The organism is Streptomyces sp. SID11385 (genome assembly GCF_010548245.1).
Lineage (GTDB): Bacteria > Actinomycetota > Actinomycetes > Streptomycetales > Streptomycetaceae > Streptomyces.
Genome location: NZ_JAAGLR010000284.1, coordinates 18,558 through 29,478, shown reverse-complemented (window position 1 = coordinate 29,478; position 10,921 = coordinate 18,558). Strand labels below are relative to the sequence as shown.

General features: G+C 73.2%; 9 protein-coding genes. 1 reads left to right on the top strand and 8 read right to left on the bottom strand.

Translation table 11 applies throughout. The features are described from left to right. The 7 genes from G3I42_RS08805 to G3I42_RS08775 all read right to left on the bottom strand — a co-directional run. Positions 1-1,389, bottom strand: a 1,389-nt coding sequence (locus G3I42_RS08805) for a glycosyltransferase (RefSeq protein ID WP_164284025.1), incomplete at its 3' end; no start/stop codon positions are given. Between the two features lie 799 nt (positions 1,390-2,188). Continuing rightward, positions 2,189-3,787, bottom strand: coding sequence for a HAMP domain-containing sensor histidine kinase (locus G3I42_RS08800; protein WP_164284023.1), 1,599 nt, complete (start codon positions 3,785-3,787; stop codon positions 2,189-2,191). Further along, positions 3,784-4,527 carry a response regulator transcription factor gene (locus G3I42_RS08795; protein ID WP_164284021.1) on the bottom strand — a complete coding sequence of 248 codons (744 nt, stop codon included), beginning with the start codon at positions 4,525-4,527 and terminating at the stop codon, positions 3,784-3,786. The genes G3I42_RS08800 and G3I42_RS08795 overlap by 4 nt, the downstream gene beginning before the upstream one ends. Positions 4,528-4,597: 70 nt before the next feature. Next, a complete protein-coding gene (locus G3I42_RS08790; RefSeq protein ID WP_164284019.1) occupies positions 4,598-6,289 on the bottom strand; it encodes a CotH kinase family protein in 1,692 nt (563 codons plus the stop codon). Beyond that, a complete protein-coding gene (locus G3I42_RS08785) occupies positions 6,289-6,972 on the bottom strand; it encodes a DUF4956 domain-containing protein (RefSeq protein WP_164284017.1) in 684 nt (227 codons plus the stop codon). The genes G3I42_RS08790 and G3I42_RS08785 overlap by 1 nt, the downstream gene beginning before the upstream one ends. Then, positions 6,969-7,982, bottom strand: coding sequence for a polyphosphate polymerase domain-containing protein (locus tag G3I42_RS08780; RefSeq protein ID WP_164284015.1), 1,014 nt, complete (start codon positions 7,980-7,982; stop codon positions 6,969-6,971). Before G3I42_RS08780 ends, G3I42_RS08785 begins: the two co-directional genes overlap by 4 nt. Before the next feature lie 241 nt (positions 7,983-8,223). Further along, the gene (locus tag G3I42_RS08775; RefSeq protein ID WP_164284014.1) at positions 8,224-9,018 is read right to left on the bottom strand and encodes a DeoR/GlpR family DNA-binding transcription regulator; all 795 of its coding nucleotides are present in this window, start codon (positions 9,016-9,018) and stop codon (positions 8,224-8,226) included. 94 nt (positions 9,019-9,112) lie between these two features. On the opposite strand from G3I42_RS08775, the gene G3I42_RS08770 reads away from it, so the two are divergent. Then, positions 9,113-10,408 (top strand): MFS transporter, encoded by a 1,296-nt coding sequence (locus tag G3I42_RS08770; protein ID WP_239096342.1) that lies wholly within the window; start codon positions 9,113-9,115, stop codon positions 10,406-10,408. A gap of 159 nt (positions 10,409-10,567) precedes the next feature. Here the strand turns inward: G3I42_RS08770 and G3I42_RS08765 are convergent, their stop codons facing one another. Beyond that, the gene (locus G3I42_RS08765) at positions 10,568-10,915 is read right to left on the bottom strand and encodes a hypothetical protein (protein ID WP_164284012.1); all 348 of its coding nucleotides are present in this window, start codon (positions 10,913-10,915) and stop codon (positions 10,568-10,570) included. Between the last annotated feature and the right edge of the window lie 6 nt (positions 10,916-10,921).

Genomic DNA, 10,921 nt, shown 5'->3' with positions numbered 1-10,921 from the left:
TACGCGCACCTCGCGGCCCTTCGGGTCGCGGCGCAGCCGGACGAGCAGGTCGAGTTCGCCCCACGCGAGGGACCCGGCGGGGAAGCGGAACACGATCTCGCCGTCCGCCCCCGAACGTGCCGAGGCGAGGACGCGGCTCTGCGCCGCACGGCGCGAGGGCGTCGCCCGTACGGGCAGGAGCGCGGCGCGCAGCCTGCGCCACCACGGGGCAGGGGTGGCCCGTACCGGGGCGCGACCGGCGCCGAGCGCGTGGAAGAGGTCCTCGTACCGCTGAGCGACCCGCTCCGGCGCGAAGTCCGCCGCGCGCCGCAGCGCCCCCGCCGCGAGCCGGTCGCGCAGCTCACGGTCGCTCATGAGCCGGTGGAGCGCGAGCGCGTAGCCCTCCACGCCCGCGTCGAGCGGGACGAGGACGCCGTCGCGGTCGTGCGTGATGATCTCGCCGGGGCCGTGCGGGCAGTCGGTGGCGATCACGGGGACGCCGCAGTGCATCGCCTCGACGATCGTCATCCCGAAGGACTCCTTGTCCGAGGAGACCGCGGCGATCGAGCCCTTGGCCCACTCCGTCTCGATCGGCGCGACGGACCCCATGAGCTGGACCCGCTCGTAGAGGCCCAGGCGGTCGATCCGCTCGCGCAGTTGCGCCTGCTTGGGGCCGCGCCCGTACAGCCGCAGCGTCCACGTCGGGTGCGCGTCGGCGACGCGCGCGAAGGCGTCGACGAGGCGGTCGTACCGCTTGACGGGGATGAGCCGCCCGGCCGCGACGATCACGTCCGCGTCCCGCGCCGAGCCCTCGACGACGGGCGCGGGCACGCCGTTGGGGATGCAGCGGATGCGCGTGGGCACGTCGGGGAGGGCGGCGCGGTAGGCGGCGGCGTCGGCCTCGGAGACGGTGACGAAGGCGTCCAGCCGCCCGATCACGCCGTTCTGCGCCGTACGGACCGCGTCGCTGTGCCCCGCGAGGCTCAGGTGCTCCTGCCCGACGCGGACGCAGCGGCGCTGCCCGTCGCGTGCGAGGTAGCCGTTGAGGTCCGGCCGGGTCGCGATCACGACGTCCGCCCGTGTCGTGCGGAGCCAGCCGCCGATGCGGTCGTCGTGCAGCGCCGAGTACGGGATCGCGGCGGAGACGCGCGGTGCGGCGGGCCCGGGGAACATCGTGCTGGGGCGCTGCGCGAGGGGGCCCGTGGTGAGCGCGCGGGAGCCGGGGCGGGTGTCGATGAGCGTCGTCATCGTCACGCGGGGGTCGAAGGGGATCGCCGGGGTGTCCTTCGAGCGGTGGACGCTCACGACCTCCACCTCGTGGCGGTCGGCGAAGGCGCGGGAGAGGTTGGCGGTGGAGCGGATCGTGCCGCCGATGCCGTAGGCGTTGTTGATCAGGAAGGCGATCTTCACGTGGCTTCTCCAGGCGCGGAGGGGCGGGACGGGGCGGAGGGGGTGGACGCGGGGAGAACCGCGGGGGTCGTGCGGGGGTCCTGCGGGGGGAGGCGCGGCGAATTCACATATCAGCACAAAACGGGCATATCGCGAAGGTGGGGGAGGGGCGGGCGTGTCCGCGCGCCCCCGCGCCGTCCCGTTGTTCCGGCCCGGACCCGGTCACCCGCGCCGGGCTCGTGGGGGGCAGGCCGACGAACGTGCGCACCGTGGCGGACTTCGCCGCTTCGCCGGGGCCCGGCCGAGGAGCGCGCGGAGGAGTTCCGTTCCGCGCCCGCCGCGCTCCTGGACGGCCGGCGCGCTCGCGCGCGTGCCCGACGGGACGAGGATCGCGGGGACCGACACCCGCATGGCCCCCGCCTCGATGGTCACGGCGCGGCTCATGGAGACCTGGGCGCACGGCCAGGAATCCCCGTCACCCGGCGCCGGCACCCCACGATCTCGCCCTCACCGTGACAGGCGCCGTCGCCACGGAACGGCTCGACGTACCCAGTGCTTCACGGGTCCGCCGGGGGCGGGCACGGGGGTCGGGCGGGGGTACGGGGCTGCCGAGCGGCGGGGGCGCGGGGCGGACGTTCCCTCGCGTGCTCCGTGTTCTGACGGGGGACCACCTCGCCCGGTCGTCCGAAGGGCACGGCCGCCGAGGTCGCGCACGTACTCCGCCACGGCCCGGAGGCCGCGCGGACAAAAAGTCAGCGTCATGTCCCGGCGTCCGGCCGGGGCGGGGCGATCGAGAAGGTGAGCCCCCGCGTCCGGGCGGTCACCCCGCCCCGCGTACGGGCGGCGCGGGCGCGCCGGACTCCGGCAGGACGAGGCGGAAGACGCAGCCCGCGCCCGGCCGGGTGTCGAGCGTGAGGCGACCGCCGTGGGCCGTCGCGATGGCGGAGGCGATGGCGAGGCCGAGGCCGGAACCGGGCTCGGCCCCGCCATGGGCCCCGCCCTCGGGTCCGGACGCGGCCGAGGGGCCCGCGGCCCCGGGCGGTCGCGCCCGGTAGAAACGGTCGAAGACGTACGGGGCGGCCTCGGGCGCGATGCCAGGGCCGTCGTCCGCGACCTCGACGACACAGACGGCGGTTCCGGCTTCGTCGCGCGCGCCGACCCGTACCGTGATCGCGCTGTCCGGCGGGGTGTGGACGCACGCGTTGGCGAGGAGATTGCCGAGGACCTGGGCGAGTTGATGGGGATCACCGGGGGCCTCGATGACGTCGAGGTCGTGCGCGGGGGACGCCGTGAGGGGTTCCAGGGCGATGGCGCGGTGCGGATGGCGGATCGCGGTCGTGGCGATGGCGTCGGCGGCGAGCGAGAGCAGGTCCACGGGTTCGCGGTGCGCCGCGGGCGTGTCGCCGAGCTTGGCGAGGAGGAAGAGGTCGTCGACGAGGCGGCTCATGCGGTCGGCGTTCGCCGCGATCAGTGCGAGCGCCTCGGCGCGCCGCTCCGGCGGCGTCCCGGGCTCGTCGAGGAGCAGTTCGGCGAAGCCCTGCACGGCGGTGAGCGGCGTACGCAGTTCGTGGCCCGCGTCCGCCATGAAGTGCCGCAGCCGGGTCTCGGACGCCTCGGTACGGCGCAGCGCGTCGCGCAGCCGGTCGAGCATGGTGTTGAGAGCCAGGCCGAGCCGGCCGACCTCCGTGTCCGGGTCGGCGACCGGCACGCTGAGCCCGAGCGCGCCTCCCGTGATGTGCCTGGCCGTGTGCTCGACGCGGGTGAGCGGGCGCAGCCCGAGGCGCACCGCGCCGCCGCCGAGGACGACGACGCCCACGCAGACGGCGAGCCCGAGCCCGAGGCTCAGCCACAGGAGCTTCGTCGCCGCGCCGTCGACGGTGTCCATGGGCAGCGCGACGACGGTCCGCACCTCACCCGGGCCGGTGAAGGTGACGGCCCGCCACCCGGAGCCGCCCTCGCTTCCGGACGGCAGCGTGCCGGGGTGGGCGGCGGTGAGCCGCAGCCCGGCCGAGCGGGCGGGAAGCCGCGGTCCGGGCCCGTCGCCGGTGCCGAGACGCGTGCGGGAGAGCCGGCCCTTCGCGTCGTAGAAGAACACCCGGTAGTCGGAGGGAAGGGCGCCCTCGGGGCCGGGGTCGTGCGGCTGTCGGCCGGCCTTGAGGTCCTCGTAGACCCCCGGCGGCGGCCGGAAGCGCGAGAGCCGCTCGTCGATCTGGTCGGTGAGCCAGCCGCGCAGCACCGCGAGCCCCGCGAGCTGGCACAGCAGGACGGCGCTCGTGGCGAGCAGGGTCGCCAGGAGGACGAGCCGGGCGCGCAGCGAACGGGGCCGCAGGCGGCGCACGGCGGTGAAAGCGCGGGACGCGGGGGAAGCGGCGCGGGACGCGGTGGCGAGGGGCGGTCGCGCGCGGACGCCCGGGCTCATCGCCCACCGGCGTCCCGCTCGTCGCGCGGCAGCCGCAGGCAGTACCCGACGCCGCGCACGGTGTGGAGGAGCGGGGGCGCGTCGGCGTGGTCGAGTTTGCGGCGCAGGTTCTTCACGTACGTGTCGACGATCCGTGTGTCGCCGGAGAAGTCGTACCGCCACACCTGCTGAAGGATCTCCGCCTTCTCCAGGACGTGTTCGGGGCGCGCCAGGAGGCAGGCGAGGAGGCGGAACTCGGTGGGGGACAGGCGCAGCGGACGGCCCGCGTGCTCCACCGCGTGGGTGTGCTCGTCCAGTGCGAGACCGGCGTAGCGCAGCGGCGGCCGCACGGGCGCGGTGGAGGCGGGCGCCCCCGCGCGGCGCAGGATGGCGCGGATGCGGAGCAGCACCTCCTGGATGTGGAAGGGCTTGGTGACGTAGTCGTCGCCGCCCGAACCGAGCCCCCTGATGCGATCCTCGACCCCCGCCCGCGCGGTGAGGAAGAGCACCGGCGTGTAGACGCCCTGGGCGCGCAGTTCGCGGGTGAGGCGGAAGCCGTCCGTGTCCGGCAGCATGACGTCGAGAACGATGAGGTCCGGCCTGCGGCGGCCTGCCTGCGACCTGGCCTCCTGCCCGTCCGCCGCGCTCGCCACGGTGTAGCCGGCCGCGCCGAGCGCGGTCGTGAGCAGGGTGCGGATGCTGGCGTCGTCCTCCACGACGAGGACGGTGTGCCCGGTGACGGGGGAGCGGGCAACGGTCATGGACGGCACCTCCTGGTACGGGGACGGGTACGGCGACCGGCCGGGGGCCCGGTCCGTCGACGGGCCGGGCTCAGCCCGTCACCTCCTTGTCCTTGGCGAGGGCCGCCGCGCGGTCGCCGACGCTCTTCGTCAGCTTCGTCACGGCACTGTCCAGCGCCTTCGAGGCGCCACCCGCCGCACGGGCCTGCGCGGCGATCGACTTCAGCTCCTTCGTCGCCGTGCCCGAGCCGTAGAACTTCTCGTAGAGCTCGCGATAGGCGTCGTGGTAGACGCCGTCGAAAGCAGCGGAGGCGAGGAACCTGGTTTTCAGGACGTGTCCCGTACGGGCGCCCATGCCGCCGTCCCCCGCCTCGGCACCGGACCCGCCGGGCGCACCGCCGGGAAAGTCCGTGGGCATCCCTTCCGGCGCTCCTTCGGGCGCCGCCCCGTTCTTCGCGGTGGTGCCGTCCTTCGTGGCGGTGCCGTTCTTCGCGGTGGTGCCGCCCGGCATGCCGCCGCCCATGCCGACCTCGTCGTCCGGTCCCGTCGAGGCGGTGCCGCTGAAGGTCAGGTTGTAGTCCCAGCCCAGCACGGAGAACTTCTTCGTGTCCAGGTCGTACCACAGCAGGTAGTTCTTGCCGGGGCCCGCCATGTCGTCGAAGTTCAGCAGGAGGTTCTGCGCGGCGACGTAGCGGGCGAACGAGTCGACGTCCACGTAGGTGTGGAGGTCGCGGGCGAACTCCTCGTCGGACGCCTTGTTCGCCCACTTGATGAGCTTCATGACCGGTTCGAGGTCCTGGCTGCCCACCTTGTTGAGCTGCTTGAAGGAGTCCTCGTAGTCGGTCGGGTCGTCGCCCTGGTAGTCGAAACTCCCGTTCGCCCTGGCCTTGTAGAGGACGCCGTTCCCGTCCGCGACGCCCTCGGCGTAGTCGGTGTCGGGCGCCTCGACCATCAGCCGCGTCGCCGCCGGGCGGTTGTTCACCTTGAGTTCGGTGAATCCGTACCGCTCGGCCTTCTGGCCGCTCTTCGTCGTAAGCGACAGCGACAGGGCCTCGTTGAGCGGGACCTGCTCGTTGCTCCCCGGACGCAGCGAGATCTCCCGCTCTCCCTGGTACGCGCGGCCTTCGACGAACTCGTCGATCTTGACGAGCCAGGGCAGTTCCTCCGGCTTGGCGGCGGAGAGGTCGTACTGCACCATGCCTCCTCCCGCTCCACCGGGACCGCCACCGGCCCGCTGCGCCTGGCCGCCACCGGGGGCGTTCCCGGTTCCGGCCCCGCCCGCGCCGCTCCCGCCGCGCGTGTCGTTCCCCGCGCCCCCACCGGGACGGAAGCCGCCTCCGCCACCTTGTGCGCCCTTCGTCCCGCGCAGCGAGGAGAGCGTGGAGTTGCCCTTGAGGCGGACCCCGACGTCGTTGAGGTAGACGCCGTCGATGGTGAGGTCGGCCTCGATGTAGTCCTTCGTCCCGTCCTTCTTGAACTCCTTCATCATCTTGTCGAAGTCGGCCTGCTCGTACGTCAGCTGGATCGAGTGCTTCGCCGAGGTGTCGTAGAGCCCCACCGTCCCCTTGACGTCGTCCGTGACGGCGTCCGCCTCGGCGCGCGAGGCGGAGGTGACGTACGGGGAGACACGCGCGTCACCGAGGAAGACGACGAGGGCCGCGAGCCCGACGCCGAGCGCGGTGGCCGGCTTCCAGTGGTGCCGGAGCCTGACCGGCACCCGGTCCCGCAGCCGCGCGGCTCGCCGCTCGCGTCCGGGGAAGCCCGGCTCCGTGCCGCCGCCCATCACAGGTCCGTGGTGTCGTAACCGGTCAGGACCGTGACACGCTGTCCGGAGGTGCGCTCCTGGAGGGCGTTGACCACGTCACCCGGCTCCGCGCCCTTCTTGAGCCGCACGGTGTAGAAGACCTCGCTGAGCGCGCCCCCGCGTATCGTCTCCGTGCTCACCAGCTCGAACTCCGTCGTGTACTTGATGAGGACGTCACGGATCTGCGGCGTGTAGTCGTCGCCCGCGGGGACCTGCACCTTGACGACCTGGCGCTGCACGTTGAGCGCGAACCAGTCGAACTTGAACATGACGAGGACGACGGCGCAGATCACGACGGCGCCCACGGCGGCCAGCGTGTAGAAGCGGGCACCGCACGCCATGCCGATCGCCATGGCCAGGAAGATGAAGCCCACGTCCCGCGTCTCCTTGACCGCGTTGCGGAAGCGGACCACCGACAGGGCTCCGACGAGCGAGAAGGCGCGGGCCAGGTTCGAGCCGACGACCAGCATGATGAGGGCGACGACCATCCCGACGAGGACGAGCGTCTGCACGTAGGACTGGCTGTACGAGACGTTGCGGTGCGTGTAGCGGTAGACGAAACCGATGAGCGCGGACAGGACGAAGGACAGGGCCATCGCCGCGACGACATCGGCGACGCTGAACGTGCCGCTCAGTTCCTGGAGATCGAGATCGAAGTTCACTGTGCTCCTGCTTTCGACGGCGCGTCGTGTGGCGCCGGCCGCTTCACGGGCGGCTGTTCCTCGGCGGTGGGGGCGTCTGCGGTGGGGGTGTCTGTGGCGGGGGTGTCGGTGGTGCTCGCGGTGAAAGGGGGCGGGCAGTCCGCCTCACGGACGTGGAAGACCGAGCGCGGGGCGAGCCCGAACGTCTCGATCGACTGCACGTACTTCGAGACGCGGACGAGGCCCAGATCGCGCCGCGCCGCGAGGTCCGTGATCCAGTGCGGTGTGCGTTCGTTCACCTTGATCTCCATGACCGTCATGTGCGGTGGGAGGGTGAAGCGGTTCTCGGGGGTGGTGGTGCCGAAGTGGAAGTCGCGGTCCCTGCCGCGTATCCGCCGGTCGAAGGTCACGCGCAGACCGGTGTCCGCGTCGCGGCCGACGAGCGCGTCGCGCTGGTAGCCGGTGATCACGGTGGGGCGCAGATCGAGCCGCACCACCAGGTCGAGCACCTCCTGCACGAAGGCGCTCTCGCCGGGCGAGTGCGCGACAAGCTCACGCCCGTCGCACAACCGCCGTGCCTCGCCGTACGGCAGCGTGATGCGGCGCTTCTGCGTGACACGGTTGACGCGTTGCTTGATCTCGACGCACACGGGTGAGTCGTCGGTCACGCCGTCGGGGTCCCCGTAGTGCCGGATACGCAGCTTGCGCCGGAACTTGAGGCCCTCGATCTTCTCCCAGTAGAAGCGGAGCTGCGGCGTGTCGTAGTAGAGACTCCACACGCCGTAGCCGCCCACCGGGCTGTGCTCGTCGGCGTCCATCCGCTCGGCGAGCTCCGCGCGGATCTCGGCGGTCTGCTCGACCGGGACGAGGTACTTCAGCTCGAAACGGTTGAAGGCGTGCAACCGGCTGGCGACGTGGAGCGGCTCCGCCGCGCCGGGAGCGGGGGTGTCGGCGGCGAACGTCGCCGCGCCCGGGGTCCGCGTCCCCCGCTCCGCTTTCCTTCTCGTGGCTGCCCTCGACAGGAACACCATGCGCCTCCTCGCTCGTACGTCGTGGTCCGACCGGCCGCGGCCACGTAACCAGCGGCGTATGAGGAGGCAATGAGAACGGCGGGTGCATCGCGGGAGAACCGCAGGGGGCGGGGAGGTGAACGGGAGGCCGCGGGCGGGCGGTTGAGGGGCGGCAGTGACGTGTGCCTCAGCGCCGCGGGGTCCCGCGCCCCGCGGCGGCAGCCGGCCCGACACGCCTCGGCGGAGAGCGGCCCCGCGTGCCTCAGCCGCTCTCCGCCCCCGTGACCGTCAGCACCGTCACCCCCGCCGCCGTGAGCGCGGCGACCTCTTCGGGTGGGGCGTCCTCGTCGGTGACCACCGTGTGGAGCGCGGAGGCGGGGACGACGTGGGCGAGGGCGGTGCGGGAGAGCTTGGCGCCCTCGGTGACGGCGACGACGCGGCGGGCCGAGGCGATCGCGGCACGTTTGACGGCGGCGTCCGCGAGGTCGTACGCGGTGAGCCCGTCCGCCGCCGTGAGGCCGCAGCAGCCCAGGACCGCCGTGTCGAAGCGGAGGGCGGCGAGCGAGGTCTCGGTCAGCGGCCCCGTGAGGGCGAGTTCGCCGGGGCGCGGCTCCCCGCCGGGCAGGAGGAGGCGGGTCGCGGGGGGCTCGACGCCCTCGTACCGCTCGGTGAGGACGTGCGCCGCGTGCAGCGAGAGCGGCATCACGGTCAGGCGGCGGCCCGCGAGCGCGCGGGCGACCTCGACGCACGTCGTACCGCTGTCCAGGACGACGGCCTCGCCGTCCGCGAGCAGCGCCGCCGCCTCGGCGGCGATACGCGCTTTCGCCGCGTTGCCCTCGCGGGCGCGCGCCGCGAAGGGCTCCTCCTCGCCGCGCGGCACCAGGCTGCGGGCCCCGCCCCGGTAGCGTTCGAGCACGCCCTGGCGCGCGAGCGCGTCGAGGTCGCGGCGGATCGTCATCTCCGAGGCGCCGGTGAGCGCGGCGAGTTCCGCGACGCCCAGCCGCCCCGCCTCCCGCACCGCGTGCGTGATCAGCTTCCATCGATCGGTCCCAGACACGCCCCCAGTAAACACGCCCCATGTGAGAAACGCCGCCGCACTCTGTCTTGAGCCGGCCTTTACGCACAGAAAAGCTGTGCGCTATGTTCGTTGAATGAACAAAGTGCTGCGGGCCGGGCGCCGCGCGACCTTCGCCGTCTTCCTGCTCAACGGCTTCGTCATGGGCATGTGGGTCGTCCACATCCCCGCCGTCGAGGACCGTGCCGGAATCGATCACGCCCTGCTCGGCTGGCTCCTGCTGCTGCTCGGCGGTGGCGCCTTCCTCGGGATGCAGGCCGCCGGCCCGCTGAGCGACCGCTTCGGCCCGCGCCGCACGGTCCCCGCCGGGCTCGCGCTGTGCGCCGCCGCGCTCGTCCTGCCCGGCCTCGCGACGAACGCGTGGACGCTGGCGGGGGCGCTGCTCGTCCTCGGCTTCGGCAACGGCTGCCTCGACGTCAGCATGAACACGCACGCCGTGCAGGTGGAGCGCGGGTACGGGCGGCCGATCATGTCCGCCTTCCACGCGGTCTTCTCGGTCGGCGGCGTTCTCGCGGCCCTCGCCGGCTCGCAGACGCGGCGCCTGGACTGGTCCCCGGTGGCGGTCTTCGCGGTGACCGCGGTGGTGGGGATCGTGCTCGCGGTCGTGGTGACGCCGATGCTGCTGCGGCCGGAGGCGGAGGAGACCGCGGAGGCGGCTACGGAGGCGGCTGCGGGCACGGATACGGGTGCGGAGCCACTGCCCGGTCAGGCGGCAGCGCAGTCGCCGCCCGCGCGGAAGGCCGAGCCCCGCGCCCGTACCCGGACACCCGGCCGCATCTGGCTTCTCGCCGCGCTCGCCCTGATGCTCATGCTCAGCGAGGGCGTCGCGAACGACTGGAGCACGCTGCACCTCAAGGACGTCCTCGACGCCCCCGAGTCCACGGCCGCCTTCGCCTACGGCGCCTTCGCGACGGCGATGACCGTCGGCCGCTTCCTCACCGACCGCGTCGCCGCACGCTTCGGCGCCTTCGCGGTACTGCGGTACGGGGCCGCTCTCGCGGCGGTGGGCATGACCCTCGCGGCGCTGTCGCCCTCTGTCTGGGCGGCGCTCGTCGGCTGGACGGTCTTCGGCGCGGGCCTCTCGGGCTGCGTCCCGCAGCTCTTCAGCGCGGCGGGCCACGCCGACCCGGCGGGCGCGGGCGTCAACGTCTCCCGCGTCGCGGGCCTCGGCTACCTCGGCATGCTCGCGGGCCCCGCCGTCATCGGGCCCATGACCCACCTCATGCCCCTCAACGTCGCCTTCTTCCTCCCGGTCGCCTTCTGCGTGATCGCCGCGGTCGCGGCCGGCGTCCTGCGGACGGCTCCGGAGAAGGCGGGCACGGTGGCGACGAGCACACCGTCGGACGAACGGGGCGAGCCGGTGTCGCCCTGACCGGATAAGCCGGGCCGGTCGGCTCTCCGGACCCGACGAGGACCCGACGGCCGCAAAAAGAAGCGCTCCCCTGCGGAATCCGCAGGGGAGCGCTCAGCTTGTCGGCCGCCGTGGCGTCTGCCGCACGGCCTGACCGCGCGGTCTCAGGAAGCCGGCCGCTCAGAACGGACGGGCACGCAGGAAACGGGCCAGGCATGCGATGGCGCACTCGAATTCCTCCACCCGCGCCACACAGGTGCGGAACTGCCCGTAGAGGTCGACGATTTCCACCCTCTCCGGGTCGATCCGCGTCACGGACGCGCTCGGCGTTCCCAGCGTGTACACCTGGCCGGCCGCCTCCCTTTCCTTCGTCCGCCACTCCCGCAGGTAGGTCTCCGCGAGGTCGGCCGAAGTCCCGAAGGGAATGACGAGCGTTTCCAGGGCCAGCCTCACGTTCTCATCGGTCCCGGGCGGCCCTTCCGCGGCGATGAAGTCGTCCTGGTCGATCCTGTAAGTCCACACGGCCACACCGTC